Genomic DNA, 24,218 nt, shown 5'->3' on the forward strand with positions numbered 1-24,218 from the left:
GCCCGGCCCGGGACGACGGCCCATTTCGGCCTCAGCAATTCCCCTTCGCAGGAATCGATTGCGCTGCTACCATCGATTTCCATCTCGAAGGGTTCCCGAATGCCCCGCAATTCCAATGGCGACTGGATGAAGCTCGCCCATGACAGCTACTGGCTCTGGGCCGAATCCATGATGGTCATGGGAATGCGTACCACCGACATGATGACCGGGCGGGGCAGCAACCGCGAAAACATGCTGATGGTCACTGAAAAGCTCCAGGCCAATGCCGAACTGGCGATGAAGTTGGCGACCGGCGGTCTGGCCTCTCCGGAACAGACCGCGCACAAGGCCGTGCGCCACTATCGCAAGCGCGTTACCGCCAATCGCCGCCGCCTTTCGCGAAAGAAGGCCTGATGAGCGCCAGGGGGCCGGGCGAAGTGCACGTCGGCATCGGCGGCTGGAGCTACGACCCCTGGCGGGAAACCTTCTATCCCAAAGGCGTGTCCAAGGCCCGCGAGCTGGAATATGTCGGCCAGCACCTCACCGGCACCGAGATCAACGCCACCTTCTACGGCCGCCAGAAGCCGGCCAGCTTCGCCAAGTGGCGCGATACCGTGCCGGACGGGTTCAAATTCGCGCTCAAGGGCTCGCGCTACTGCACCAACCGCAAGAACCTGGCTGAAGCAGGCGAAAGCGTCACCAACTTCGTCGAGCAGGGCCTGGTCGAGCTTGGCGACAGGCTGGGGCCGATCAACTGGCAACTCGCCGCGACCAAGCAGTTCGACCCCGACGAGATCGCCGCCTTCTTCGCCCTGCTGCCGGCAAAGCAGGAAGGGCTGGTCCTGCGCCACGCCATCGAGCCCCGGCACGAGAGTTTCAGCGATCCGGCTTTCCTGGACCTCGCCCGCAAGGCCGGCGTCGCGGTCATTCTCGCCGACAGCGCCAAATACCCCGCCTTCGAAGACGCGGCCGAGAACAGCCCCTTCATCTACGCCCGCCTCCAGAACGCGCAGTCGGACCTTGAGCAGGGCTACCCCTCCGCCCAACTCACGCAATGGGCAAAGCGCGCGCAGGATTGGTCGAAATCCGGCAAGGACGTCTTCCTGTTCTTCATCAACGGCGCCAAAGAACGAGCGCCCGCCGCGGCAATGGCGCTGATCGAGAAGTTGGGAACGGACTGACGGCGTTATCCATGAAATTCCGATCATCCTGAACCGGGATCACGCTGACCCAGCCCGGCGCGGTGAAGGAACCTCGCATCGGCATTATCTGCGAGAAATCCGGTTAGGTGAAGCGACGGAGAAGCGCTCCAGATCCTGTCCTTCGGAACTTCCCCTGCCGCTTTTCGTTTTTGCTGCCATGAAGAATCTCCTCACTGCATCGATCCTGGCCCTTGCACTTGCGGCCTGTTCGTCCGAGCCTGCGAAGGCGCCCGATCAGGCTGGCGAGGCTGCGACGTCCTCGGCCATGCCGGAAGAGGCCATGTCCGGGTCCGAGGGAGCCGCGCCGGCGTCCGAGGTCCCGGCTACGGAGATGCCATCGGGGACTGCCGGGCCGGCTGCCAACCCCAAGGTGCTGGCGCTGGAAGGGCTGGGTGATTTGCGGCTGGGGCAGGCGGTGCCCTCAGGCTCATCGTGGGCGGAGCGCGGTGCGCAGGCATCGGATGCTTGCCGTACGGTCACTTCACCGGACTACCCGGGCGTTTACGCCATAGTCGAGAAAGGCAAAGTGCAGCGGATCACGCTTGGGCAGCGGTCGCAGGTCAAGCTCGTGGAGGGGGTCGGCGTCGGCTCCACCGAGGCGGACGTGAAGAAGTGGTTCGCCGGCTTCCGTGAGGAACCGCACAAATACGAGGCCGCGCCGGCCAAATACCTCACCGCACCCAATGCCAGGAGCGGGGATCCGGCCCTTCGCTTCGAGATCGGGCAGGACGGCAAGGTCAAGATGGTCCACGTCGGCATGATGCCGGTGCTGGGCTATGTCGAGGGATGTTCCTGATAGAAGAAGATGGCTGGACATGATCTTCTGACGACGATGATCGTGCTTGGCATAACCTTCGTTTTTGCAGTTGTTTCTGCCTGGCTGTCGGTACGGGCCAATGCCCGCTTTCGGCATCACGAGCGGTTGCCGATGCAATGGTCGCTTGCCGGAACCGTAAATTGGACCGCCCCTCGCGTGCTCGCGCTCTGCCTCGTTCCGGCTTTGGGGATCGGTGTGTTGGCGGTCATCACGGTGCTGACTTTCCTGGACGTCAGGCCAAGGCCCGGGCAGGAAAGCATGCTCCTGCCGGTGACAATGCTGATGGCTGCCACTTTCGTCGCGATTCAAATCCTGCACTACGGATTGATCGATAGGACCCTGAACCGGAACCGCCGCTAGAACGGGCCGCGAATGCCCCCCTTTCCGCTTCACGGCCTGGTGCGCTGAAGTGTGCGAATGCGGGCGAGGCGACACATCCGGCGCATTTCGTGTAATGCGGATGGTCACACTTCGAAGCACGAGAGCCTCGCGATGAACCACTACCTTCTGACCTATCACCTCGCGCCCGATTATCTGGAGCGGCGCCCGGCGTTTCGTGACGCGCATCTCGCACTGGCCTGGGATGCGGCGGAGAGCGGCGGACTGGTTCTGGGCGGGGCGGTGGAGGATCCCGTCGACACGGCTCTCCTGCTTTTCGCGGGCGAGGGGCCGGAGGGCGCAGAGGCCTTCGCCCGGGCGGACCCTTACGTCACGTCCGGGATCGTCCAGCGCTGGACGGTACGGCGCTGGAACACCGTTGTCGGTGCGCGGGCTGTGAACCCGGTGCGGCCCGAGGGGCAGGCATGAGCGGGGCGGAACTGTCCATCCGCGCGCGCCGGGCGGCTTTCAACCGCGCGATTGCCGAAGGCGACGCTGCGGCCATCGCCCCGATTCTCGCGCGCGACTGCGTCATGGTCACCGGGACCGATAGCGCGCTGATTCAGGGGCGCATGGGCCAGGTGAAAGTGTGGCGGCGCGAATTTTCCGGTCCGGCGCGGCTGATCTACACCCGCACGACCCGTGAGGTCGTGCTCTCCCCGGTCGAGCCGATCGCGATGGAGCACGGGCGCTGGGAAGGGATAGACAGCACCTCGGACGTGCTTACTGCTTCGGGCACTTACTTTGCCAAGTGGCGCGAACTGGGCGGGCAGTGGGTGATCGAGGCGGAAGTCTTCCTCACCCTGGCCTGACCGTTCAGGCGCCCTCGCGCTCGGCAGCCAGGACGTCCGCCGCGGCGCCAGCGGCGCGGGCTGCGGAATCGGCGGCTGAATCCCGTGGCGCCGGGCCTGAAGTCCGGGTCTGAGGCGCGGCGGGCTGCGGCGCATAGCTGCGCGGTCCCGCTTGGTAGAGGCGCTGTTCGGAGGGCGGATAGGCACGGGGCGGGGCCATGTACGGGCGTTCGCCGCGCTCCGGGAATGGGGCGCCGCGCTCGTCCCGGTTGCCGTAGCGATCGCTGCCGCGGTCGTCGCGCCACGGGCGGGCGTAACCGGGGCTGTCGTCGTCAGCCCAGCCCGGGCCGTCCAGGATCACCATGCGCCCGCGTGGCGGTCCATAGCCGGGCCGGTTTCCGCCAGAGGCGTCGTCCGCATAGCCTTCGTCCGCATAGCCCTCATCTGGCAGGGCATAGTCCTCCTGCTCCCGATCGGCATAGCCGGATCGCCGGTCTTCACGGGCGGCAGGCCGATGCTCGCCCGACAGCGCGTAACGATCGGGATACTTCGTGATCTTGCCCGTGGTCATGCCCGCCACGACCACGCCGGCGCCGATTCCACCGGCAGCCAGCACCACGAACCACTTTGCGAAACCCATTTCAACTCCACATCACGCCAGCCCACCTACCTCATATAGGACTAACCGAGGTCCCATGTCGGCGAGGTGAATGCTTCGGGGAATATACCCATGCCTCTGGCAAGCAACCGTTCACGACCGGATGAGATGGTGAACGCATGTTTACGAAACGGTCAGACGCCTATTCGCTCACGCCCTGCTGGTTCACGCGCGTGCACGAGCCGGATGGTCGGCGTGAGCGGGACGATGACGGCACGCTGGTCTGCACTTGCCGCTATTGCCGCAAGCGTATCCGTTCGCGGGAGGGTAAGACCTGGAACCTTGCCGATGGCCTCGATCTCGATGCCCTGGCCGCCTCGTGCATCGCCAGCCACTTCAGCGTGGTGGACGTGGAAGAGGGCATGGTGCTGGCGCGCTACCAGGTACCGCCGGGCACCGACGCCGGGGCCATTGCCGACATGCGTGCGGCCATCGTCGAAAAACACGGCTTTGTCCCGGGCGGCGATCTGGAGATACGGTTCGTGCGGCACGAAGACGTACTTCAGAAGCGGCACTGAACCGGCGCCTGACGAAACACCCTGCGACATACCACGCGGGCAACAAAAAGGGCGCCGTTCCGATTGGAACGGCGCCCTTTTCTGTCTCAGGGACGAACCCTTACTGCGCAGCGGCGCCGGCCAGAGCGCCCTTGGCGTCGGCGAGGCGGAAGTTCACGTTGCGCGAGTTGTAGGTGCCGGTGACGCGGTTGCCAGCGACGTAAAGGCGGAAGGGAACCTGGCCCGAAGCGGTACCTTCGATCACGGTAACCTTGCCCTTCTGCTCGGTGGTGTAGTTGTAGTGCACGCCGTCGTGCGAGAAATCGCGCGAATCTTCAGCGTGAGCGGCAGTGGTGGCAACGGCGACGAGAGCGGCGCCAACAGCGAAAACGGTCTTCAGCATGGCAAAATCCTTAGTCTGAACGATAGGAGATTGCCTTGGGCACCCCTTATCTTGTTGCAGTGCAACATGGTTTTTTGACACCGCTGTCGCAATGGAATTACTTGCCACTGGTGTTGCAGAAACCGCAATTGTCCGGAAATCTGCGGCAAACGAGCATGTTAGCGGTAACGGAACTCCCGGAAAAACTTTCGCACATGCAAAATTTCACCGTCAGCGGAGAGACCGGCGTTCTCTTTCAGGCGAATCGCCCGAGCGCGGCGATGAGCAGAGGGGCGGCCTCATCTGGCGATTGCGCGTTTTGCGCGCGCGGACTAGGCCATGGTCATGGAACTGCGATCCGACGCTCCGCTGAGCCGTGCCGCCCTGGCGCTTGCCGCCGTCATGGTGCTTTCGGCCTGCCACAGCGGCGCCAAAAACGTGCCCGGCGATGCCCAGGACCATGCCCCGTTTCACGAGATCGGTTCAGGCGAGCGCATCCGCTTCGTGGGTACCGAGCCGTTCTGGGGCGGGGATGTCGTGGGAGAGCGCCTGACTTATACTACGCCTGAAAATGCGAAGGGTGAGGCGATCGCCGTAAGCCGGTTCGCCGGGCGGGGCGGCCTGTCCTTCAGCGGCGAGCGCAAGGGCGCTTTGCTGACGCTCGCGATCGGGCCGGGCACATGCACCGATGGCATGTCGGATCAGACATATCCTTACACCGCGATGCTGAAACTGGGCGACGAAACCAGGCAGGGTTGTGCCTGGACGGACCGTCAGCGGCCCAGCGGGCCTGAGGTGTCGGCAACGGAAAGCCGCTGAGGCTCTTGCGGCCGGGTCGCGGCGAGGTGCTGCTTCCGCTTGGCCGTATAGGCGTTCTCTGCCTTCGTATCGCCTTCCGAACCCGCCGGCAGGCATGCTCCGGCCAAGGCTCCGAAAGCGATGGCGCCGGCAACGGCGCCCATGACATTGATCTTCATCGGCAATGCGGATCTCCGCTCGCCCCCGTCCGATGAGCTAAACGTCGGGGCCTTGCTGCCGTTCCCTTGACGGTCAGCGCTTGCGGACGAATTCCGCGCGCAGGACCAGGCCCTTGATGCCGGGATACTTGCAGTCGATCTCCTGCGGGTCGCCGGTCAGGCGGATCGACTTGATGAGCGTGCCCTGCTTGAGCGTCTGCCCGGCGCCTTTGACCTCAAGGTCCTTGATAAGGGTAACCTGGTCACCATCGGCCAGCACATTGCCCACGGCATCGCGCACTTCGACGCTGCTCTCGGCGGCGCGCTTGTTCGCCAGTTCGGACGCGGGCATCCATTCGCCGCTGTCCTCGTCATAGACGTAGTCTTCGTTGTCGCCTGCCATGGTCGTCCTTTCCATCAGGACGGGCCCGCCATCCTCAAGGCAAGCGCCATGGCAGGCGCCACGCGGCTTTCCTAGCCCTCCAGCGACTTTTCGAGCGTGATCTCGCAATTGAGCAGCTTGGAGATGGGGCAACCGGCCTTGGCTTCGTCGGCCAGCTTCTCGAAGTCCTCGGCGCTGATGCCCGGCACGCTGGCCTTCAGGGTAAGCGCGGACTTGGTGACGGCGAAGCCGCCGTCAGCGCTGTCCAGCGTCACGGTGCACTGGGTGTCCAGCGTGCCGTCCGAGAAGCCCGCCTTGGCCAGCGCGAAGCTGGTGGCCATGGTGAAGCAGGCGGCATGGGCGGCGGCGATCAGTTCTTCCGGATTGGTACCGGGCTGGCCTTCGAAGCGCGTGCCGAAGCCGTAGGGCTGGTCGCTCAACACCCCGGAACGGGTGCTGATGGCGCCTTTGCCTTCCTTGCCGAGGCCAGAATAGCGTGCGGAGGCGGAATTGGTCGTCATGCCGGATTTCCTTTCATGAGGATCGTGCGTGCTTGGGGATGGAATCTTTCAGCCTGAACTTGGTCGAATGGGGTTCGGGCGCGACGGGCAAACGCAAGGGCGGCGCGCCCTGTTCCCGATTCGCTGGATGGGGGCCCGGTTCGGTGTGCAGGAACGGCCGAGACGCCGCGCCGGTGCGCTGGACCGCATCCGCGCGGAGGAAATCGACGTTAGCGGGTGCAGCATCGAATCGCCTCCAGGCCGGGCCGTGGGGCGGAAGCTATCGCGCCGAGGCAGGCCTTCACAAGCGCGATCCTGTCCGTGATCGACGAGGAACCGGCCGCCGGGGCGGGGGCAGGGCATGTCGGGCCTGCGCGGGGCGGCACAGGGCGGGTTCCAGCGCGGTGTTCGCGGGTGCCATATCTTTCTGTCGCAGCGCAAAATAACGGATTTCTGCGGGTTTGCGCCAATGACCGCTTCCGATTCTCCGGGGCGGATGTTATGTCTCCAGGACAAGAGAGGCGGCCCGCGATGATGGAGCCGCCAGGGAAGAGGATGGTGTCATGAAGCGATTCCTGACAGCATTGCAGGTGGGACTTGTCCTGTGCGCTGCGGCTTCGGCCGGCGCGGGCTGGGCAAGCGATTCCGGATCGGAGCCCACCGCGATGTCGCCGAACATGATCGGCGCCTACTTCATGAGAGAGAGTCTGGTTCCCCGAGCGGACGATCTCGCCCTCATCCAGCGCAAGCCGGCGCTCTACCTTGCCAGTTTCAACGACGGCATGGCGACGGTGGCCTATTCGCTGGATGATGGGCGGATCGTCTATCGGGTGGTTTCGGGTACAGTCAACGATACGGCGCGCGACGCGATCGACCGCGCCCTGGTGAGGCTGCAGCGCAAGCTGGCCTGACCGCAGGGAGAATAGGCGGCGCAAGCCGCAACGGCCGAGGGAAGGGAGAAGGTCAGGGCGCGGCGGACCAGAGTCCACGCGCCCTGATACCGCATTTGGCCGGATACCCTATCTGGTTTGCCGGCATTGATGTATTGCCGCCACGATCTCCGGAATTTCCACCGTATCCGAGCCTGTCGAGGCTGGACCGTCCTGGTGCGCCGCAGCATAAGGCGGCATGGAATTCGTCCACCATTACGAGCGCGCGATCACCTGGATCGTTGCGCAGTGCCCGGCCCCCGACAAGTTCGCGCATACTTATGCGGGCCTCACGATCTGGCTGCTGACGGCCATCGTGATGAAGAAGAAGCTCAGCTCCGCCTGGCCGCTGGCGATGGTGGTGATCCTGGAGGCGGGCAACGAATATATCGATCGCCTGGCCCATGGCTCCTGGAGCTGGCACGACACCATTCGCGACGTGATCGCCACACTGTTCTGGCCTTTCGTCATCTCCTTCGCGATGCGCCTGCGCCCCGCCATTCGCGGCTGATTTTTGGTCCCCGTCGAAGCGGGGCGGCATCAGGATTTGCAGCGCAGGCGGGAACCGGCGATGCTCGGGCGCGATTCGAAGAGACTTTCGAACGCGAAGGAGGAAGCCCGATGCAGCATCCGGACCCGCGCCCCTGGCTGGCCGGCGCCACTCTAGTCCTTGTCATGGCCGGTCTGGCCGGGTGCAAGGGCGGTTCCGAGCCAAGCCCCGCAGCCTCTCCCACGATCGCGGAACAATCCGCCGCGGCCGAAGTGGAGCCATCAGAAGCCAGCGAGACGCCTTCGGGCGCGGTCGACAGCCTCTCGGTCTATGTCGGCAAGTATCCGCTGGACAAAGTGGGGGACTACACCTTCTTCCAGCATCCACGGGTGCAGGAAGGCGTTTCCCGCGCCGTGACCGATCCCAAGGTGCTCGATGCCATTGCCGCGATGAAGGGGCCGGTGGGCCCGGTCATGCGCAAGGACAACGATATCGGTGCCTCGCAGTGCGAACTGCACAATTGCGGCGCGCATAACTATGCCGTCCACGTCGATGCGACCACGAATGCGGTCTCTTCGGTCTGCTACTACGACGAAAAGGCCGGCCCGATCGCGACCTGGTACCGCCCCGACGGGTCCAAGACCAGCGAGGGCGGCGGCTGCTCGATCGGCTAGAGCCGGCCCAGCCACGCCTCGACAAGCGCCATGTGCCCCGCCCAGTCGGGCGCGCGGTAGTCCTGCAGCAAGCGGCTCTGGCGCGCGGCCTCGGTGCTGTCGCCCAGGCAGGCGATCACGGCATCCTGCCAGGCCTGTTCGTCGTCGGCGGCCAGGAACAGCGGAATGCCGGGCGCCAGTTCGCGATAGACCGCAAGGTCGGTGGCGATCACCGGCGTGCCGCGCGACAGTGCCTCCAGCACGGGCAGGCCATAGCCCTCGACATGGCTCGGCATGAGCAGGGCCTCGGCATCGTCGAGCCAGGCGGCCAGTTCGCTGTCGGTGCAGCGGGCGAGTTCGACGATCCGGCCATGATCGTGGCTTTCGGAGTCGAGCAGGTCGAACGTGTCCTGCGCCTCCCACCCGCGCTGGCCGATCAGCACGAGATCGGGCGTGTTCGCGCCCAGTGTGCGGCGAAGGCCCTTCCAGGCGCGCAGCAGCAGGATGTGGTTCTTGCGCGCCTCGATGGTGCCCAGGCACAGGAAATAGGGCCGGTCCGTCGGCGCCGCTTTCGCACTCTCCGTAAAGGCGACGGCAGGGGCCGGCGCAGCGAGCGGCTCGATTCCCAGATGAGCGACGAGCGTGGGGGCAGGTTCCAGTCCCAGGCTGCGGGCGAAGCCGGTGAGGGCCCTGCCGGTATCGGCCGAATTGACGATGAACCCGTCCGCCGCAGCCAGGGCGTTACGCATCCTGGCAGCATGGCGCTCTGCCTCGCCGGCGCGGCAATATTGCGGGTGAGTGATCGGGATCAGGTCGTGGATGAGGAAGACCGGCCTCAGCGCCCGTGCGGCCAGCCAGTCCACCAGACCTGCTGCGTTCAGCCCGGTGTGGCCGACGTTGAGGTAGATCTTGCCCGCGACTTTCGGGGGGCGAACCAGAGCGGCGGGAATCGCCGAAGCCAGCTGCGCGACCAGCGCCCCCCGGATCGGCTTGCCGACCCCGGCGCTCAGCACCGCGAAGAGGCGATCGCTGGCACGCGGGCCGAGCACGATCCGGTGCTCGCGCCATTGCAACATGGCCAGGGACCGGTCCGCGAACTCTTCGAGATAGGCCAGGCACACCCGGTCGATCCCGGTAGGCAGGCGCCCGGCCCAGAGGCGCCAGATCAGGCGGCTGACGTCGAGCACGAAAGGACGCGGATCGGCGCCGGTTCCAGTGCGGGATGTGGCGGTAGCGGGCGCCCGAGAAGACATGGCGGGCGCGTAGCAGCGGTCAGGATCGATTGGCAAGCGGCGCGCGAAGGGTTACTGGCGAGGGCATGTCCTTAGTGCAGCGTATTCTTCTCTGGGCCTTCCTGGCCTCGCTGGCCGGCAGCATGGTGCTGGCGTTCGCGGATCCGAGCTGGCTTGCCATCCCCGCGATGCTGGTCGCCTGGTATCTGGCGGATCTGCTGTCCGGCGTGATTCACATGTACATGGACTATCGGCCGTGCCGCCCTGGCATGGGGCTGGACACGATCTTCTTTTACGAAGGTTCGCGTGAGAGCGAGGAGTACCAAGGGCTGTTCCGCGAGCGGATGCGGCGGCTCAACCCGTTCGAGCGCATTTCCTACGATTTCAAGAACCACCACCCGCGCCCGGATGCGCTGGGGCGGCGGCAGCTGTGGCGGCTGATCGGCTCCACCGTGATCGCCGGCGCCCTGCCGATCTCGCTTCTGGGCAATGTGGCCGCGCTGATCTGGCCGATTCCCGGCTGGTTCATGGCCGGATTCGCCGCATTTCTCGTGGGCGGGGCCTTCGCCCAGTATTTCCACGGGACGCTGCACCGGCGAGACAACCCCTGGTTCATCCGCGCCATGCGCAAGCTGGGCCTGCTGATGTCGCCGGAGGCACACCAGATCCACCACGACACGCTGAAGCGCGACTTCGCCACGAATTCGGGCTGGTCGAACCCGCTGGTCAACCGCCTGTTCCGCTTCCTGCGTTCGCAAGGGCAGTTGCCCGACGCGAACCTGGAGCCGTCTTCCTGAAGGTTCAGGGCAAGTTGAACGCCGGCGGATAGCGACGGCGCACGGCGGGGCCTTCGGGGGCCTCCACGGGGACCAGCAGCCGCTCGACACTGTTTTCCACCAGGATGCGCGTGGCCGATTGGCTCGCGAGGCCGCCGCGCACCAGGCACTTGGCATGGAGCACTTTCTTGAAGGCTTCGTAGAGCTTGCTGTCGGGCAGTTCGGGGCTGCGCCAGAAGCGGTCGAGCGAGGCCTGGTGCGTGATGCCCGGCACGTCGTAGACGGCATCCCCCAGCACGATGACCGGCGTTCCCGAGGCCAGCGCCAGGGTGCCCGAGGTGCTGTTCACGCATACCATGCCGATCGAATTCTCGCAGAGCGGCTGAAGATCGCCGCCGTCGATATGCATGACCCGGCCGGCCAGCCCGAAATGGGCGGCGCGGCGGCGGATCGCCGAGCGCCAGTTGCGGAATCCGACGTCGAGCGGATGCTCCTTGATCACCAGCAGCGCATCCTTGGGCGCATGGCGCGCGAAGCTGGCCAGCACGTAGTCCAGCGCCATGGCCATCGACAGGAATGGCGAGTGCGACCGGATCTGGAAGTCGCCCGAAAGCTGGAGCGGGAACAGGAAATAGCGCTTGCCGTCGATCTCGCGCAGGGTGTCCTGCGCCTGCCGCGCGCGGCGGCCCCGGAGCGAGAAGCGGCGGATCCATCCGAAGCCCTCGAGCACGATCGATCCCTGGCGATGGGTGCGATAGAACGGGAAGCGCAGCAGCAGCCGTCCGGTCACGACATTGTGGTAATGCCAGTAGCTGTCGTGCGCGCGCCGGTTGAACGAGGCGGTGATCGACGGGAGATCGGGAATATCGGGAAGCCTGGCCGCCGCGGAGAGCAGGTTCTGCGGATCGCGGTCGAACGAGGAATTGCCGTTCACGCCGTCACGCTCCAGCGTCATCCAGTCGGGCCGGATATAGCCTTCCTCGAAAACGTGGAAGTGGATGCCGCGCAGACGTGCCAGGCGCATCGCCCGCATGTGCATGGGGCGGCAGTCCCCGAACAGCACCACGTCGGTGATGCCATTTTCCTGCACGTAGCGGTCGAAAAACAGCGGCCAGTCGCGCATCAGGCCGCGATAGTCGGTCGAACCGTCCGGCCAGTCGCGCCGGTCGCCTCCGGACAGGTTGATGCGATGGACCGCCGCGCCGCGGCGGCGCAGTTCTTCGCCCAGGGCGCGGAAAAACGGGCCGGGTGGTCCCTGAAGGAACAGGAACCGGCGATCCCCAGTCGTCAGCAGCAGATGCTTCATCGCCGGGTCATCCATCCAAGCACGCGGTTCATCCTCCCTTGAACTTCCCGCAGGCGAATAAGTGCTGATCGCACGTTGGCCTGCCCGCTTGCAATCCTGTCCACCAGCGTTTCCGGCCCGCACGGCAAACGCGTGACGGGATCGAGGTAGCGGGGATAGAGGATCAGCGTGGCCGCGACCAGTTCGTCCAGCGTCCGGCGGCGGGTGCGGCGCGCGGGTACTGCCCCGAGGTCGCGCGTCAGCCCCCAGCCCGCGTAGAACGGCACCCCGTGCGTGACGACCTCGCGCCCGCGCATCAGCGCCTCGAACCCCGCCAGCGAGGTCAGAACGTGGACGGCATCGACTTGATCCAGCAGCGCCGCAATCGAGGATGTCCGGTCGATCGTGTCGGCGAATTCTAGCGCGCGCGCGTCGGGAACATGGCCCTTGCGATGGCCGGCCTCCACGTCGGGATGCGGCTTGAAGATGATATGTGCGCCAGGTTCTTCGGCGCGGGCGCGGCGCAGCAGTTCCAGATTGTCCAGCCCGCCGCCGCCGTGCAGCACCGAGCGGTCGTCTTCGACCTGCCCGGTCACGAGCACGCGCTTGCGGCCGCCGATCCGGGCACTGCCTTCGTCGTCTGCCCGCGGCGCGCGCTCCGCGTCGAGGCCGTACTTGCTGATCCCGCCCGAAACGAGCCGTTCGCGCAAGGCACCGGCCCGTTCGATGACGGCCCGGGGGATTGCCGCGGTTTCGAGAATGATTTCGAGTTCGCTGGCCTGTGCCGGGTCGAAATGGGGGCCATTGGCATCGACGACGATCGAGAGCGGCGGCACGCAATTGGCTCCGAGGCCGGTCGAGCGGATCATGCCGTCCTCGATTTCACCGATGCGGATGCCGCGCGCTTCGAGATCCGCGAGGGCCTGTGCATCGCTGCGCGCGATCCAGGCCAGCGCCAGGGAGCTTTCGGCAGGCACTTGCGCGCCCTCGGCATGGCGCACCGGGCCGCTGCCGTCCCACAGCAGGTTGTCGGCGGTGATCCGCTTCCAGCGGGCGATGCCGTAGACGCCGGCGACCTTGCGGTTGGCGTCGATCAGGGTGCGCCAGCCTGCCAGCAGTCCAATGGCTTGCGCAGGTTCCAGCCTGCCTTCGCCGAAGGGATCGCGATAGGTCCAGCGGCCGATTTCGCGGGCTGCGACGGCGTCCAGCTCCGCGGGATCCGAAAGCGCGGCGAAGCGCCCGGTCCCCAGCGGCGCGACCTTGCACCCGCAGAGGGCGGCGACCAGCAGCAGCTCGTCTTCGGCATCGGCTATAACCAGCGAGGCCGATGCGCAGGCGGTCCAGGGGTCGCCGTCCGACGGGAGGGAAGGGAGGTTTTCAAGGCCGACAATCGCGCCGCGCGCGGCTGCGCGTTCCGTCAGCCCAAGGTCGCCCAGATGTCTCGCGACTTCGCCGGCTGCCGCGGTGCCGGATGCGGAGGCCAGAACGTCGCGGCCTTCGGGCAGCGCAGCGGAGGCTCCCCAGAACGTACTGCCGACTCGGGCCTGGCGCAGAAGCGAGGACAGGTCCGTCGCGGCGGGGGCCTCTCCGGGAGCGGGCTGGGCCAGGGGTGGTGCGCGGTGGCCCGGGAAGGGCGGGATGCGCAGGAACGGGGTTGCCGTCATGCCGCCTCGACCGTCAGTGCCAAGGTTTCGCCCAGGCTTTCCAGCTGGCGCGCCGTACGGTCCCAGATGACCGGATCGACGGCGGCGATCAGGCCCTCGCGCCGGTCGTCGCAGCGATAGGGGGTGCCGTCGGGCCGGGCGGCGCGGCCGCCTGCTTCATTGAGGAACAGTACGCCTGCGGCATGGTCCCAGGGGAGCGTGCGGGTGAACAGCGTGATGTCGTTCTCGCCCCCGGCGATGCGGGGGTACTGGTCGGCAGCGCAGCGCGGGCTGTCGATCACTTCGGCGCCTTCGGCCAATTCGGCCAGCAGTCGGGCGCGCCGGTCAGAATCGGGAAAGAGGCGCGTCACGGCCATTACCGGGCGCGCGCGCGCTGCAGGAGCGGTGCGAAAAGCCAGGCCGTCGATGGTGGCGCCCTGGCCGGACAGGGCGGCACAGAACCGGCCGGACAAGGGATCGAGTATCCAGCCGCCGACCGGAATGCCGTTGTCCGCCAGCGCCACCAGCAGCCCGAAGGGCCCGGTGCCCGCCGCGAAATTGGCAGTGCCGTCGAGCGGATCGACGATCCAGCACGTTCCGGCGCTGAGCCTGTCGAGCAGATCCGGCCGGTGATGCACGGCCTCTTCACCCACGACATGAGCGCCGGGGATCAGGCCGGCGAGGCGTTCGCTCAGGATCGCCTCGCATTCGCGGTCTGCGGCGGTAACCGGTTCGCTGCCACCATTGCCTTCGCGCTTGTCGGCCACGAGCGCGGCGCCCGCCGTGCCGAAGCGCGGCATGACGGCGAGGCGCGCTGCGTCGCGCATCACCTGCTCGACGGCAGGCGTAAGGCTTTGGTTCATGATCAGCGTGCCTCGATGGCGTGTGATCGCCCAGTTACCAATGGCCGAACTCTCCATGCGTATCGACACGAACCGAGGTGTAGGGAAGCTGAACGTGATCGAGCACGGAGTAGGCGGCCTTGCCGAAGCGCGACTGCGAATTGCCCCAGAACAGCTCGCCCAGGTTCAGGCCGACGCCGAAGAACAGGTGCCGCTTGGGCTCGATGCCCTTTTCGCGGTCGCTGTTGAGGAAGTCGGTGGCGTAATAGCCGACCTGGAGGTCCAGGAATCGCAGCGGCGTCTTCTGCAGGCCTTCGAAGCCCGCGCCCTTGAGCGAGAGCATGAAGCGCTGCTGGGCGTAGTGTTCCTTGCCGACGTGGCTGTAGATCTGGTCGTTCGGCATGATCTCGATCTTGAAGGCGATCTTTTCCTTCAGGCCGGGAATCGTGTTGCGCAGCACCGAGAGCGTCGCGCCGGTCAGGTTCATCGCGATGTCCTGCATCGAGTAGCCGCTGTCGGGCTCGATGGCGTCGGACACTTCGTTGAGCGCCATCAGGCCCGCGGCCAGCACGCCGGCCGTGACGGCGTCGCCTTCCGAGGCATTGGTGTTCTTGTGAAGGCGGGCATGAAGAATGTCCGCGATCAGGTAAGTATTGAAGGCATGGGTCAGCTTGTCCATGCCGATGCTGGTCGTATCCTTGCCGAACCAGCCTTCGTCCTTGAAGTGGAACGGGGCGGTTTTCTTCGTCAGCTTGGGGATCGTCTGCACGCCCATGTAGACGGCCAGGACCGCCAGTTCGGTCGTGATCGTGCCCGCCTGCTTGAAGAAGCCGCGGTACTGGGCATATTCGCGTGGAACGTGGCCGGTGCCGTTGAGGCTGACGCCGGGGGGCAGCGATGCGGCCGGGCCGGAAACCACCTGGTTCGTGGGGCCGTAGACATCGGCCGGCGCGGCCGGCTCGGGCTCCAGGGCGGCAGGCGGCAGGATCGTCAGGTCTGGCACCGCGCGGGGTGAGGAGATGTCGGCCAGGTTCCACCGCGAGACGGCGACGAGCTGCGGATCATTTCCGTCGCAAGGCGCGGCACTGCCGATGCAGCTGGACGCCGTGATCGGGCCGGCGGCAAGCGCCTGATCCTCGATCCGACCCGTCGGAGCCGAAAAACCGGCCTCCGGAAGGGCTGCCGTGCCGCCGAACGCATCTGCCCAGGCGGGAGTGGCCGGCAGGCAGGCGGCCAGCGCCAGAACCGCCCGGCCGCGGGAACCCATCCTCATGTATCGTCTTACCCTGAAAAGTTATGCCATTTACCAGCCAAGGACATTCGACGATCCGAGGACCACGAAATCAGTTGCCAGCGACCTGTCAAAGGGGCCATTGCGAAGCCCCCCGAAATCGGTAGCCCTCTTCATATGATTGTTCTCAAGCCGGTCAAGTCGTTACTCATGCTACCCGTCTGGATCTTCCAGCTCGGCACCACTGCAAAGAGTTTTCTCGACAATCCGCTTCTGGGTTCGCGGCGATTGAACGGTTGGGGCCTGCACCGGGCGCGGGTGAAAGTGGCCGGGGCGCTGTGCAGCTGGCGACGGGCGCGCCTTGCGGGGAAAGTTCGGAAGGACTGGCGCGAGGCTTTCGACCGCGACGGTTTCGTCGCCATCGAGAATGTCATTCCGGCCGAAGAGTTTGCGGCGCTGCGCCAGGCGATCCTGACATACGAGGGTGAAGCGCGCGAAATGCGGCAGGGCGATGCGATCACTCGCCGCCTCGCCGTCGATCCCGCGATGCTCCGGGTCATTCCCGCGCTGCGCCGCCTGCTCGGCCGCGACGACCTCAAGGCGCTGTTCCACTATGTCGCCGGTTTCCGGATCGCACCGCTGCATTATATCCAGACCATCGTGACGCACGACGCCAGCAACGAGGCGGACCCGCAGGAATCGCTTCATGCCGATGCCTTCCACTCATCGCTGAAGTCCTGGCTGTTCCTGAATGCGGTCACGGCCGACGAGGCGCCTTTCACCTTCGTTCCGGGATCGCACCGGTTGACCGCGGCGCGGCTGGACTGGGAATATCGCCGGAGTCTTGCCGATCCGCGCGCGATCGACCGGCTGTCCGCGCGCGGTTCGCCGCGGGTGCGGGCGGGGGACCTTGCCGAGATGGGCCTGCCCGCGCCGCGGCCGCTGGCCGTTCCCGCCAATACCTTGGTGGTGGCCGATACCCTGGGCTTCCACGCGCGCGGCGATTCGGTTCGGGCGATCGAGCGTGTCGAGATCTGGTCCTATTGCCGCCGCAATCCCTTTTTGCCCTGGCTGGGAGGCGACCTTCTCAGCCTTCCGGGCCTTGCCGAGCGCCGCATCGGCTGGCTCTGGTCCTTGCGCGATCGGTTCGAGAAAGTTGCTGGGCAGCCCTGGCGCAGTGTCGGAATAAGGCGCGCGGTAGATTCGTTAGACTGATCCGCCTGCACTTCCTTGCCTCGAAACTGTCACGATTAAATTTCGTCAACTATATGTGACTTCTACCTGTCGGCGCTTGTGCGGAATTTGCGGCAGATCGAGCAATTCAGGGATTATGTGGGGTTTACATAGGGTGGTGTGCTGCGTAGCACAAATTCGCGGACTATGCCGGCGTCTAACAGTACATGTCAGGACTGTGGCGTTGTGCAGTGCGGCCAGCAAGGTGTAGGCGATGCGCAGCAATCGAAAGCACGCGAGCAGGGGGGTAAAGTTGTCGAATTCGGTCGTCCCGATAACAGTCGGGGCCAGCAATCTCATTATATCCAGAGCACGCGAAGTCATCGACATCGAAGCACGCACTCTGGATAGCCTGGCCGCATCGCTGGGCGCGAGTTTCACCAAAGCCTGCCAGCTTCTCGCCAGCGCCACTGGACGGATCGTCGTGGCCGGCGTCGGCAAGTCCGGGCATATCGGCCGCAAGATCGCCGCCACCCTCTCGGCAACCGGCTCGCCCGCCATGTACCTTCACCCCGGTGAGGCCGCCCACGGCGATCTCGGCATGGTGGTGGAGGGTGACGTGATCCTCGCCATTTCCAATTCCGGCAACACTGCCGAGCTGCAGGTCCTGTTCGACCATGCGGAGCGCTGCGAAATTCCGGTGGTCGGCATGACGTCTCATGCCGATTCGCTGGTGGAACGCCGCTCGGACATCTGCGTGTTGCTGCCGGTCGCGACCGAGGCCTGTCCCTCGAATATCGCGCCCACCAGCTCGACCACGCAGCAGCTGGCACTGGGCGACGCCATCGCCATGGTGCTGATGGACATGCAGGGCGTCTCGAAGGAGAGCCTCAAGGCGCTTCATCCGGGTGGTTCGATCGGCCTGCGTCTCGCTTCGGTCAGCCAGCTCATGCACGGCACCGACAAGCTTCCGCTCGTCGACCTCGACCTGCCGATGGACGGCGTCATCACGTGCATGACGTCCATGGGCTTCGGCATTGCCGGCGTCGTCGATCCGGCCGGACGCCTTGCCGGGATCATCACCGACGGCGACTTGCGCCGCCACTTCAAGGTGCTCGACCAGGTCTGCGCGCGCGACGTCATGACGCCGCGCCCCAAGATGCTGCGGGCGGACATGGCGGCGGAGGATGCCCTGCGTTTCCTCAACGATGCGCAGATCACATGCGCTTTCGTGGTCGGCGAAGACGGCCCGCGCTGCGCGGTGGTAGAGGACGAGATGGTGGCCACGATCAACCAGATCCCGGTCGGCATCATCCACCTGCACGATTTCCTTCGCACCGGGCTCAGCTGAACCTCCGTGACATCCCCGAATAGCGGCAACAGTTTTGCCATCATCATCCCTGCGCGCTTCGCGTCGAGCCGGTACCCGGGCAAGCCTCTGGTTCGCCTGGCCGGCGCCACCGGCGAGGAACGCAGCCTGATCCGCCGCAGCTGGGATTGCGCCATGGGCGTTCCCGGCGCGGCCGGCGTCTGGGTCGCCACTGACGACGACCGGATCGCCGCCGAAGTGGAGAGCTTCGGCGGGCAGGTCGTCATGACATCGCCCGATTGCGCTAACGGCACCGAACGCTGCGCGGAAGCCATTGCGACGCTTGGGCCAGTCGCCGATGTCGTCGTGAACCTTCAGGGCGATGCGCCGCTTTCTCCCGCAGGCGTGGTCCCGGCGCTGGTCGAGCGCCTTTCGGCAGATCCGGAGGCCATCATGGCCACCCCCGCCGTGCGCGCCTCACGTACCGTTTACGAACATCTGGTCCAGGACCAGGCCGAGGGCCGGGTCGGCGGCACCACCGCCGTGATCGACGGCCGCGGCCGGGCGCTTTACTTCTCCAAGCGCGTGCTGCCCTATCTTCCGGCAGAGGCCGCCGCGCGGGAATTCCCGCCGGTCCACCTGCACCTCGGTCTCTATGCCTATCGCCGCGCGGCGCTGGAGCGCTACGTCGCCGCGCCGCCTTGCGAGCTGGAACTGCTGGAAGGCCTGGAACAACTGCGTTTCCTCGACCTTGGCCTGCCGGTCTCGGTCGTCACGCTCGATCCGCTGTCCTGGGATGCGATCGAGCTGAACAATCCGGGCGACAAGCCGGTGATCGAACGCATCCTTAAGGCACGCGGCATCGCCTGAAGGCGATTGCCGAAGGGGGCGGCGCCGCGAAGCAGCCGCCCTGTTTTCCTCAATCCCGGTTTCGCTTAGCCCCGGTTTCGTTCAATCCCGGTTTCGCTTAATCAATGTCGAGGGGCGGGAAGGCCTTGACCAGGCGGTCGATGGCCTGGACCTGTTCGAGATAGGCGCGCAACCGGCCGAGCGGCAAGGCGCAGGGGCCATCGCAGAGCGCCTTGTCCGGATCGGGGTGTGCTTCCAGAAACAGCCCGGCAATACCGAGGGCCATGCCCGAACGGGTGAGGGCGGCAGCCTGCGTACGGCGACCGTCGGCGCTGTCGACCCGGCCGCCCGGGCGTTGCAGCGCATGAGTCGCATCGAACACCACCGGTGCCATGGCCTTCATCTCGTCCATTCCCAGCATGTCGACGACGAGGTTGTTGTAGCCGAAGGAGGAACCGCGCTCGCACAGCAGCACGCGGCCATTGCCGGCCTCTTCGCATTTGCGGATGATGTGGCGCATCTCCTGCGGGGCGAGGAACTGCGGCTTTTTCACGTTGATGACCTTGCCGGTGCGGGCCAGGGCGACGACGAGGTCGGTCTGGCGGGCGAGGAAGGCCGGGAGCTGGAGAATATCGGCGACTTCCGCCACGGCCTCCGCCTGGAACGGTTCGTGGACGTCGGTCAGCACGGGCACGCCGAAGCGGTCCTTCACTTCGGCGAGGATCTTCATTCCTTCGTCCAGCCCCGGACCCCGGAAGGACGAGATGGACGAGCGGTTCGCCTTGTCGAAGCTGGCCTTGAACACATAGGGAATGCCCAGCTCGCCGGTGACCCGTACGAATTCGGCGGCAACGTCCATCACCGCCTCGCGGCTTTCCATGACGTTCATGCCCCCGATCAGCACGAATGGCCGGTCGTTGGCGAAAGTCAGGTCGGGAAGCAGGGTAACGGAGGGAATCATGGCGTGGCTCGGTCCTCGTCGATCGGGAGAGAGGCCGTCGCCGGGCAGGCCGCCGCCGTCAAGGCGTTTCCGGCTTTCAGGCCCCATAACCGGCGCGATACGCCATCGCCGCACTCTCCGGCGCGCCTGTCCTGACGGCCGTTTGGGCGCGCCGCCGTGTCATCTGGGGCTATCGCGTGATGAAGGCTTCGCGGCGGCTGAAATGACGGCTATTCAGGGCGGCGTAACAGTCGCACCCGCCGTCACGAGGATAATACCATGCCCCACCCCTTAGGCATCGACAGCCGCACGGTCGCGGGGATGGGACCGCTCGAACATGTCCGCCTGGCGGGCGAAATGGGCTGCAAGGCGGTGTCGATGGGCCTGCAGCAGGAGGCCGGGCGGAGCGAGGGCTACGCAGCCTGGTCGCTGCGCGAGGATGCGGCCCTGCGGCGCGAAGCCCAGGCCGCGCTGGCGGACGCCGGCCTGCGCATCGGCCTGGGCGAGGGCATCAATGGATCGGCAACGCGCCCGCCCGAGGACCATGCCGCGGACATGGACATCTTCGCCCGGCTCGGCACCCGCCGCATCGGCGCCCGCGATAACGGGCTCGAACGGGAACATGCCTTCGACTACATGGCCCGCCTGGCCGAAATGGCGCGTGAGCGCGACATGGACTTCGGCTTCGAATTCTCTCCTGTCATGACCATTCGCACGCTTCGCGAAGCCCTGGCTCTCGTGGCGCATATCGGCGAGGATCGGGTGAGCGTGACGGTCGACGCATTGCATTTCTTCCGCGCGGGCGGGGTGGCGCGTGAACTGGCGGAACTCGACGCCGCGCTGATCGGCCATGTCCGCCTTTGCGACGCCGCCCTCAAGGCCCTCGGCGATCATGCCGAGGAAGCCGAGCGGGGCCGCCTGATTCCGGGCGAGGGCGAACTGCCCCTTCGCGAATTCGTGGATGCCCTCCCGCGCGGCAAGACGCTGGGCCTGGACCTTTCGCTTCCGCAGGCGGCGCTGGGGGTGGAAGCCGCGCGGGACTATCTCGTGGAAGTGGTCGCCCGCACGAGGGCGCTGCTGGCCTGAACGGCGCGCCGGACCGGTTCTCGACGGATCACCGGCTGTCGGCCAGGATCATTTCCGCGCCTTTTTCCGCGATCATCATGGTCGGCGCATTGGTGTTGCCGGACGTGATGGTGGGCATCACCGAGGCATCGATCACGCGCAGGCCCTCCACCTGGAGAACGCGCAAGCGGGCATCGACCACGCTGCCCATCGCCGCGGTACCGACCGGGTGGAAGATGGTGGTGCCGATCGCGCCGGCTGCGCTGCGCAAGTCTTCCTCGCTCGCGCGTTCGGGGCCGGGCCGCAGTTCTTCCGGGGCATAGCGGGCGAGGGCGGGCCGGGCGACGATCTCGCGCGTGAGGCGGATCGACTGGGCCGCGACGGCACGGTCCTCTTCGGCCGAGAGATAGTTCGGGCGAATGCTCGGCGCGGCGGCGGGATCGCGGCCGGTCACATGCGTGCTGCCGCGACTTTCCGGCCGCAAGTTGCAGACGCTGGCAGTGAAGGCCGGGAAGGGATCGAGCGCGCCGCCGAAGGCTTCAAGGCTGAGCGGCTGTACGTGGTATTCCAGGTTCGGCGTGGCATAGCGGGCGTGGCTGCGGGTGAAGACGCCAAGCTGGCTCGGCGCCATGGCCATCGGACCGCTGCGGCTGAGCGCATATTCCAGGCCGATCAGCGCCTTGCCCATCAGATTGGCAGCGCGCTGGTTGAGCGTGGACACCCCCGTCACCCGCCAGGCGCAGCGCAGTTGCAGGTGGTCCTGCAGGTTCTCCCCCACTTGCGGCAAGTGGCGCAGGGTGGGGATGCCGTGGCCGGAAAGCCGGTCTCCATCGCCGATGCCGCTGCGTTCGAGAATCGCCGGCGAACCGATGGCGCCTGCCGAAAGCACGACTTCGCCGCGCGCGCGGGCGGTTCTGGACTGGCCGCTCACCATATAGGCGACGCCGACGGCGCGGCCGTCCTCGATCAATACGCGCTCGACGCTGGCACTGGTCTCCACCTTGAGGTTGGCGCGGCTTCTTACCGGCTTGAGAAAGGCATCCGATGCGCTCCAGCGCCAACCCCGGCGCTGCGTGACCTGGAAGAAGCTGGACCCTTCGTTGTCGCCCCGGTTGAAATCGGGCACCGCGGGGATGCCCTGCTGGCTGCAGGCCTCGCGAAAGGCTTCGAGGATGTCCCAGCGCAGCCGCTGCTTCTCCACGCGGATTTCGCCGCCGCTGCCGTGAAACGCGCTGGGGCCTTCGTAATGATCTTCGGCGCGGGTGAAGTAGGGGAGGACCTCGTCCCAGCTCCAGCCTTCGTGACCCGCCTGCCGCCACTGGTCGTAGTCGGCGGCCTGGCCGCGCATGTAGATCATGCCGTTGATCGAGGAACTGCCGCCCAGCACCCGGCCGCGCGGATACTTGAGACTGCGGCCGCCCAGCCCGGCTTCGGCCTCGGTGGACAGGCACCAGTCGGTACGGGGATTGCCGATGCAATAGAGATAGCCGACGGGGACGCGAATCCAGAGGTAGTCGTCCTTGCCGCCCGCTTCCAGCAGCAGCACCCGGCTGCGCGGGTCCGCGCTCAGCCGATTGGCAAGGACACAGCCCGCGCTTCCACCGCCGACGACGATGTAATCGAATTCTCCCATCACCAAGGGCTAGGCCGCGATTTCCCCGCGATCAAGCATTCCGCGAATCGCGCCGTAAACCCGCTCCGGCGATGCTGGAAAGGAAGCGCCCGGCAGGGTTTCCGAAGCGTGTCGTTAAATTTCTGCAACGGACTGTCTTCCGTTCGGGACATGGCGAATACACCCGCCACCGAGACGGAGTATTCGGACGAGTAGAGGATGACGCGAAGGCGCCGTCCATACGAGGGCCGTCGGTGCAAGGGATCGATTGTTCGTCGGGGGGCGAGAGATCGATCCGGGGCGGGAGCGCAGCATGAACCCATGCCGCGCTCGGGACACGCTTCCATCGGCGGCTCATTTTTTCACGCACATCTTCGGCCATGTCCGGTCGCGGGTCGATTTTTCGGGCGAGTTCTTTCGGCCGAATTCCAGAGGCCGCGGCGGGGTTCAGGGCGCCTCCAGATGGAAGCGCCCCACGTCACGCTTCAGGGTGAAGATTGCGCCGGGGCTTCCTGCTTGGCGCCTGCGGGCGCGAGGTGATCGGGGTTGGGGCGGCTCCAGACGCCGATCGACAGCCAGAGAATGACGATAGCGATGGCGAACACGCCGAAGATTGCTGCCAGGATATGCGGAAGAATCGGCAAGGCGGCATCGCCGCCGCGCCGCAGGTCGCCTTCCTGAGCATGTATCGTCGTGGAATGCGTCGTAGTGGAAAGGCCCGTCCGCGCGGGATGGGATTCGGCCTTGTCGGCCCCTGCCGCAAAAGCTGTGTCCTGCATTCCTGTCTTCCTCTCCATGAGGATCCTGCGCCGCCACAAGGCAACGTCGGTCCTTCTCGTTTCTCCCGAGCACAGATCAGGACAAGTCGGCCCGTCAGGCAAGCAAATTCGGCAGGGTCAGTTGCCGAGCGCGTGCTCCTCGGCGGTCACGGGATGTCCCTGGGACGGCGGCTGGTCCCACCAGGCGCGCGATATCCAGATCGCGGACATCGCCAGAATCGCCAGAACGAGGCTGGCCAGCAATACATAGCGGACGATGTGCGGTGTGCTGCCCGAACGGGCTTCGTCTTCGTCCAGATGAACTTCATCACCGACGCGTTGCATCTCGGCTCTCCCGTGGCCCGACAGCTTTGGGAGCGGCTCTGCGGCCGCCGTGCAATAAGGGCCAACAGAGGAAACGCTCTGGCGGTGCTTCGGGTTCCCGAACGAGCGAAGCGCTAGGGATCCGGCGCGGTGCCGAGGAGCTGGAGTGTCCGTTCGTCCCGCTCGCCCTCGAAGAACCCTTCGAGCGCGCGGCCGAAACGCGCTTCGCCGCCGGCCGCTTCGAACAGCGTCATGGCGCTGCGAAACTTCATGGCATCGAGAGCGCCCAGGATCTCGGCCGCGCTGTGTTTGCCGAGCCATTCCAGCATGATCTCGGTGCATTCATCGAGACGGGCGCCGAGAATCGGATGGGCCAGATAGGCGCGGGCCTCGCTCAGGTCTGAAATGGCGTAGAACTGCGAGGTTTGGCTTTGTCCCAGGCCGGCCACTTGCGGGAAGATGTACCAGATCCAGTGGCTGCGCTTGCTGCCGTGTTCCAGCTCCGCGACCACGCGGGCATAGTCGCGGGACTGGGCATCGACGAAGCGCGCCAGCCCCGCCACGG

At 66.0% G+C, this 24,218-nt stretch carries 30 protein-coding genes; 16 read left to right on the forward strand and 14 right to left on the reverse strand.

The annotated features are described in order from the left end of the window. Nucleotides 1-99 precede the first annotated feature (99 nt). The 6 genes from EDF58_RS19150 (at nt 100) to EDF58_RS19175 (ending at nt 3,188) form a co-directional block, all read left to right on the forward strand. Nucleotides 100-393 (forward strand): hypothetical protein, encoded by a 294-nt coding sequence (locus tag EDF58_RS19150; RefSeq protein WP_132268444.1) that lies wholly within the window; start codon nt 100-102, stop codon nt 391-393. Beyond that, nucleotides 393-1,160 carry a DUF72 domain-containing protein gene (locus tag EDF58_RS19155; RefSeq protein WP_132268446.1) on the forward strand — a complete coding sequence of 256 codons (768 nt, stop codon included), beginning with the start codon at nt 393-395 and terminating at the stop codon, nt 1,158-1,160. The genes EDF58_RS19150 and EDF58_RS19155 overlap by 1 nt, the downstream gene beginning before the upstream one ends. Nucleotides 1,161-1,338: 178 nt before the next feature. Further along, nucleotides 1,339-1,977 carry a hypothetical protein gene (locus EDF58_RS19160; protein WP_132268447.1) on the forward strand — a complete coding sequence of 213 codons (639 nt, stop codon included), beginning with the start codon at nt 1,339-1,341 and terminating at the stop codon, nt 1,975-1,977. Nucleotides 1,978-1,986: 9 nt separating this feature from the next. Further along, nucleotides 1,987-2,358 (forward strand): hypothetical protein, encoded by a 372-nt coding sequence (locus tag EDF58_RS19165; RefSeq protein ID WP_243654371.1) that lies wholly within the window; start codon nt 1,987-1,989, stop codon nt 2,356-2,358. A gap of 132 nt (nt 2,359-2,490) precedes the next feature. Continuing rightward, nucleotides 2,491-2,805, forward strand: coding sequence for a YciI-like protein (locus EDF58_RS19170; protein ID WP_132268451.1), 315 nt, complete (start codon nt 2,491-2,493; stop codon nt 2,803-2,805). Then, nucleotides 2,802-3,188 carry a DUF4440 domain-containing protein gene (locus EDF58_RS19175; RefSeq protein ID WP_132268453.1) on the forward strand — a complete coding sequence of 129 codons (387 nt, stop codon included), beginning with the start codon at nt 2,802-2,804 and terminating at the stop codon, nt 3,186-3,188. Before EDF58_RS19170 ends, EDF58_RS19175 begins: the two co-directional genes overlap by 4 nt. A 4-nt stretch (nt 3,189-3,192) precedes the next feature. Here EDF58_RS19175 and EDF58_RS19180 read toward each other — a convergent pair whose 3' ends face one another. Next, entirely contained in the window at nt 3,193-3,807 is a 615-nt protein-coding gene (locus EDF58_RS19180) for a hypothetical protein (protein WP_132268454.1), read from the reverse strand. Nucleotides 3,808-3,944: 137 nt separating this feature from the next. Between EDF58_RS19180 and EDF58_RS19185 the strand changes: the two genes are divergently transcribed. Then, the gene (locus tag EDF58_RS19185; protein ID WP_132268456.1) at nt 3,945-4,343 is read left to right on the forward strand and encodes a hypothetical protein; all 399 of its coding nucleotides are present in this window, start codon (nt 3,945-3,947) and stop codon (nt 4,341-4,343) included. Between the two features lie 100 nt (nt 4,344-4,443). Here the strand turns inward: EDF58_RS19185 and EDF58_RS19190 are convergent, their stop codons facing one another. Continuing rightward, on the reverse strand, nt 4,444-4,725 hold the full coding sequence (locus EDF58_RS19190) for a hypothetical protein (RefSeq protein WP_132268458.1): 282 nt from the start codon (nt 4,723-4,725) through the stop codon (nt 4,444-4,446). A gap of 324 nt (nt 4,726-5,049) precedes the next feature. On the opposite strand from EDF58_RS19190, the gene EDF58_RS19195 reads away from it, so the two are divergent. After that, nucleotides 5,050-5,523 carry a hypothetical protein gene (locus EDF58_RS19195; protein WP_132268459.1) on the forward strand — a complete coding sequence of 158 codons (474 nt, stop codon included), beginning with the start codon at nt 5,050-5,052 and terminating at the stop codon, nt 5,521-5,523. Between the two features lie 231 nt (nt 5,524-5,754). On the opposite strand, the gene EDF58_RS19200 is transcribed toward EDF58_RS19195, so the two are convergent. After that, entirely contained in the window at nt 5,755-6,063 is a 309-nt protein-coding gene (locus EDF58_RS19200) for an alkylphosphonate utilization protein (RefSeq protein WP_132268763.1), read from the reverse strand. Nucleotides 6,064-6,134: 71 nt separating this feature from the next. Beyond that, nucleotides 6,135-6,563 (reverse strand): OsmC family protein, encoded by a 429-nt coding sequence (locus EDF58_RS19205; protein WP_132268461.1) that lies wholly within the window; start codon nt 6,561-6,563, stop codon nt 6,135-6,137. Nucleotides 6,564-7,105: 542 nt separating this feature from the next. Between EDF58_RS19205 and EDF58_RS19210 the strand changes: the two genes are divergently transcribed. The 3 genes from EDF58_RS19210 to EDF58_RS19220 all read left to right on the forward strand — a co-directional run bounded on the left by EDF58_RS19210 (nt 7,106) and on the right by EDF58_RS19220 (nt 8,635). Next, on the forward strand, nt 7,106-7,453 hold the full coding sequence (locus EDF58_RS19210; protein WP_132268462.1) for a hypothetical protein: 348 nt from the start codon (nt 7,106-7,108) through the stop codon (nt 7,451-7,453). 217 nt (nt 7,454-7,670) lie between these two features. Next, nucleotides 7,671-7,982 (forward strand): hypothetical protein, encoded by a 312-nt coding sequence (locus tag EDF58_RS19215; protein ID WP_132268464.1) that lies wholly within the window; start codon nt 7,671-7,673, stop codon nt 7,980-7,982. Nucleotides 7,983-8,092: 110 nt separating this feature from the next. Further along, nucleotides 8,093-8,635 (forward strand): hypothetical protein, encoded by a 543-nt coding sequence (locus tag EDF58_RS19220; RefSeq protein ID WP_132268466.1) that lies wholly within the window; start codon nt 8,093-8,095, stop codon nt 8,633-8,635. Here EDF58_RS19220 and EDF58_RS19225 read toward each other — a convergent pair. Continuing rightward, nucleotides 8,632-9,867 (reverse strand): glycosyltransferase family 1 protein, encoded by a 1,236-nt coding sequence (locus EDF58_RS19225; RefSeq protein ID WP_132268467.1) that lies wholly within the window; start codon nt 9,865-9,867, stop codon nt 8,632-8,634. The genes EDF58_RS19220 and EDF58_RS19225 overlap by 4 nt on opposite strands. 65 nt (nt 9,868-9,932) lie before the next feature. Between EDF58_RS19225 and EDF58_RS19230 the strand changes: the two genes are divergently transcribed. After that, nucleotides 9,933-10,643: a fatty acid desaturase CarF family protein gene (locus EDF58_RS19230; RefSeq protein WP_132268469.1), complete on the forward strand. Its 711-nt coding sequence runs from the start codon at nt 9,933-9,935 to the stop codon at nt 10,641-10,643. Between the two features lie 4 nt (nt 10,644-10,647). On the opposite strand, the gene EDF58_RS19235 is transcribed toward EDF58_RS19230, so the two are convergent. From EDF58_RS19235 to EDF58_RS26400, 4 genes are read right to left on the reverse strand one after another with little or no spacing between them, the layout of a single operon-like run. Then, complete coding sequence (locus EDF58_RS19235) at nt 10,648-11,928, reverse strand: capsular biosynthesis protein (protein WP_132268471.1); 1,281 nt, start codon at nt 11,926-11,928, stop codon at nt 10,648-10,650. Further along, nucleotides 11,925-13,571: a beta-3-deoxy-D-manno-oct-2-ulosonic acid transferase gene (locus tag EDF58_RS19240; protein ID WP_132268473.1), complete on the reverse strand. Its 1,647-nt coding sequence runs from the start codon at nt 13,569-13,571 to the stop codon at nt 11,925-11,927. The genes EDF58_RS19235 and EDF58_RS19240 overlap by 4 nt, the downstream gene beginning before the upstream one ends. Next, entirely contained in the window at nt 13,568-14,413 is an 846-nt protein-coding gene (locus EDF58_RS19245; protein ID WP_243654372.1) for an inositol monophosphatase family protein, read from the reverse strand. Before EDF58_RS19245 ends, EDF58_RS19240 begins: the two co-directional genes overlap by 4 nt. Nucleotides 14,414-14,447: 34 nt before the next feature. Beyond that, nucleotides 14,448-15,665, reverse strand: a complete 1,218-nt coding sequence (locus EDF58_RS26400) for a DUF2279 domain-containing protein (protein ID WP_243654373.1) — start codon at nt 15,663-15,665, stop codon at nt 14,448-14,450. A gap of 135 nt (nt 15,666-15,800) precedes the next feature. Between EDF58_RS26400 and EDF58_RS19255 the strand changes: the two genes are divergently transcribed. The 3 genes from EDF58_RS19255 (at nt 15,801) to EDF58_RS19265 (ending at nt 18,975) form a co-directional block, all read left to right on the forward strand. Continuing rightward, entirely contained in the window at nt 15,801-16,838 is a 1,038-nt protein-coding gene (locus EDF58_RS19255; RefSeq protein WP_243654374.1) for a phytanoyl-CoA dioxygenase family protein, read from the forward strand. A gap of 271 nt (nt 16,839-17,109) precedes the next feature. Next, a complete protein-coding gene (locus EDF58_RS19260) occupies nt 17,110-18,147 on the forward strand; it encodes a KpsF/GutQ family sugar-phosphate isomerase (protein WP_243654375.1) in 1,038 nt (345 codons plus the stop codon). A 6-nt stretch (nt 18,148-18,153) separates the two neighbouring features. Next, complete coding sequence (locus tag EDF58_RS19265; protein WP_132268476.1) at nt 18,154-18,975, forward strand: manno-octulosonate cytidylyltransferase; 822 nt, start codon at nt 18,154-18,156, stop codon at nt 18,973-18,975. Between the two features lie 97 nt (nt 18,976-19,072). On the opposite strand, the gene kdsA is transcribed toward EDF58_RS19265, so the two are convergent. After that, the gene (kdsA, locus tag EDF58_RS19270) at nt 19,073-19,915 is read right to left on the reverse strand and encodes a 3-deoxy-8-phosphooctulonate synthase (protein ID WP_132268478.1); all 843 of its coding nucleotides are present in this window, start codon (nt 19,913-19,915) and stop codon (nt 19,073-19,075) included. A 258-nt stretch (nt 19,916-20,173) separates the two neighbouring features. Here kdsA and EDF58_RS19275 point away from each other — a divergent pair, with 258 nt between their 5' ends. Continuing rightward, nucleotides 20,174-20,980 carry a sugar phosphate isomerase/epimerase gene (locus EDF58_RS19275; RefSeq protein ID WP_132268480.1) on the forward strand — a complete coding sequence of 269 codons (807 nt, stop codon included), beginning with the start codon at nt 20,174-20,176 and terminating at the stop codon, nt 20,978-20,980. A 28-nt stretch (nt 20,981-21,008) separates the two neighbouring features. Here the strand turns inward: EDF58_RS19275 and EDF58_RS19280 are convergent, their stop codons facing one another. The 4 genes from EDF58_RS19280 to EDF58_RS19295 all read right to left on the reverse strand — a co-directional run bounded on the left by EDF58_RS19280 (nt 21,009) and on the right by EDF58_RS19295 (nt 24,216). Next, the gene (locus tag EDF58_RS19280; RefSeq protein WP_132268481.1) at nt 21,009-22,592 is read right to left on the reverse strand and encodes a GMC family oxidoreductase N-terminal domain-containing protein; all 1,584 of its coding nucleotides are present in this window, start codon (nt 22,590-22,592) and stop codon (nt 21,009-21,011) included. Nucleotides 22,593-23,056: 464 nt separating this feature from the next. Continuing rightward, entirely contained in the window at nt 23,057-23,350 is a 294-nt protein-coding gene (locus EDF58_RS19285; protein ID WP_132268483.1) for a hypothetical protein, read from the reverse strand. A gap of 117 nt (nt 23,351-23,467) precedes the next feature. Beyond that, complete coding sequence (locus tag EDF58_RS19290; RefSeq protein ID WP_132268485.1) at nt 23,468-23,674, reverse strand: hypothetical protein; 207 nt, start codon at nt 23,672-23,674, stop codon at nt 23,468-23,470. A gap of 113 nt (nt 23,675-23,787) precedes the next feature. Beyond that, entirely contained in the window at nt 23,788-24,216 is a 429-nt protein-coding gene (locus tag EDF58_RS19295) for a DUF1810 domain-containing protein (RefSeq protein WP_132268487.1), read from the reverse strand. Nucleotides 24,217-24,218 lie beyond the last annotated feature (2 nt).

It is taken from the genome of Novosphingobium sp. PhB57, assembly GCF_004342985.1.
Taxonomy (GTDB): Bacteria; Pseudomonadota; Alphaproteobacteria; order Sphingomonadales; family Sphingomonadaceae; genus Novosphingobium.

Bases quoted from the DNA above. Each gene is read 5' to 3' on its own strand.
- EDF58_RS19290 (WP_132268485.1), bottom strand. From the start codon at position 23,674: ATGCAACGCGTCGGTGATGAAGTTCATCTGGACGAAGACGAAGCCCGT.
- EDF58_RS19280 (WP_132268481.1), bottom strand. From the start codon at position 22,592: ATGGGAGAATTCGATTACATCGTCGTCGGCGGTGGAAGCGCGGGCTGT.
- kdsA (WP_132268478.1), bottom strand. From the start codon at position 19,915: ATGATTCCCTCCGTTACCCTGCTTCCCGACCTGACTTTCGCCAACGAC.
- EDF58_RS19230 (WP_132268469.1), top strand. From the start codon at position 9,933: ATGTCCTTAGTGCAGCGTATTCTTCTCTGGGCCTTCCTGGCCTCGCTG.
- EDF58_RS19155 (WP_132268446.1), top strand. From the start codon at position 393: ATGAGCGCCAGGGGGCCGGGCGAAGTGCACGTCGGCATCGGCGGCTGG.
- EDF58_RS19255 (WP_243654374.1), top strand. From the start codon at position 15,801: ATGATTGTTCTCAAGCCGGTCAAGTCGTTACTCATGCTACCCGTCTGG.
- EDF58_RS19195 (WP_132268459.1), top strand. From the start codon at position 5,050: ATGGAACTGCGATCCGACGCTCCGCTGAGCCGTGCCGCCCTGGCGCTT.
- EDF58_RS19175 (WP_132268453.1), top strand. From the start codon at position 2,802: ATGAGCGGGGCGGAACTGTCCATCCGCGCGCGCCGGGCGGCTTTCAAC.
- EDF58_RS19185 (WP_132268456.1), top strand. From the start codon at position 3,945: ATGTTTACGAAACGGTCAGACGCCTATTCGCTCACGCCCTGCTGGTTC.
- EDF58_RS19210 (WP_132268462.1), top strand. From the start codon at position 7,106: ATGAAGCGATTCCTGACAGCATTGCAGGTGGGACTTGTCCTGTGCGCT.
- EDF58_RS19190 (WP_132268458.1), bottom strand. From the start codon at position 4,725: ATGCTGAAGACCGTTTTCGCTGTTGGCGCCGCTCTCGTCGCCGTTGCC.
- EDF58_RS19200 (WP_132268763.1), bottom strand. From the start codon at position 6,063: ATGGCAGGCGACAACGAAGACTACGTCTATGACGAGGACAGCGGCGAA.
- EDF58_RS19150 (WP_132268444.1), top strand. From the start codon at position 100: ATGCCCCGCAATTCCAATGGCGACTGGATGAAGCTCGCCCATGACAGC.
- EDF58_RS19170 (WP_132268451.1), top strand. From the start codon at position 2,491: ATGAACCACTACCTTCTGACCTATCACCTCGCGCCCGATTATCTGGAG.
- EDF58_RS19240 (WP_132268473.1), bottom strand. From the start codon at position 13,571: ATGACGGCAACCCCGTTCCTGCGCATCCCGCCCTTCCCGGGCCACCGC.
- EDF58_RS19205 (WP_132268461.1), bottom strand. From the start codon at position 6,563: ATGACGACCAATTCCGCCTCCGCACGCTATTCTGGCCTCGGCAAGGAA.
- EDF58_RS19220 (WP_132268466.1), top strand. From the start codon at position 8,093: ATGCAGCATCCGGACCCGCGCCCCTGGCTGGCCGGCGCCACTCTAGTC.
- EDF58_RS19165 (WP_243654371.1), top strand. From the start codon at position 1,987: ATGGCTGGACATGATCTTCTGACGACGATGATCGTGCTTGGCATAACC.
- EDF58_RS19160 (WP_132268447.1), top strand. From the start codon at position 1,339: ATGAAGAATCTCCTCACTGCATCGATCCTGGCCCTTGCACTTGCGGCC.
- EDF58_RS19245 (WP_243654372.1), bottom strand. From the start codon at position 14,413: ATGAACCAAAGCCTTACGCCTGCCGTCGAGCAGGTGATGCGCGACGCA.
- EDF58_RS19285 (WP_132268483.1), bottom strand. From the start codon at position 23,350: ATGCAGGACACAGCTTTTGCGGCAGGGGCCGACAAGGCCGAATCCCAT.
- EDF58_RS19215 (WP_132268464.1), top strand. From the start codon at position 7,671: ATGGAATTCGTCCACCATTACGAGCGCGCGATCACCTGGATCGTTGCG.
- EDF58_RS19225 (WP_132268467.1), bottom strand. From the start codon at position 9,867: ATGTCTTCTCGGGCGCCCGCTACCGCCACATCCCGCACTGGAACCGGC.
- EDF58_RS19180 (WP_132268454.1), bottom strand. From the start codon at position 3,807: ATGGGTTTCGCAAAGTGGTTCGTGGTGCTGGCTGCCGGTGGAATCGGC.
- EDF58_RS19275 (WP_132268480.1), top strand. From the start codon at position 20,174: ATGCCCCACCCCTTAGGCATCGACAGCCGCACGGTCGCGGGGATGGGA.
- EDF58_RS19235 (WP_132268471.1), bottom strand. From the start codon at position 11,928: ATGAAGCATCTGCTGCTGACGACTGGGGATCGCCGGTTCCTGTTCCTT.
- EDF58_RS26400 (WP_243654373.1), bottom strand. From the start codon at position 15,665: ATGAGGATGGGTTCCCGCGGCCGGGCGGTTCTGGCGCTGGCCGCCTGC.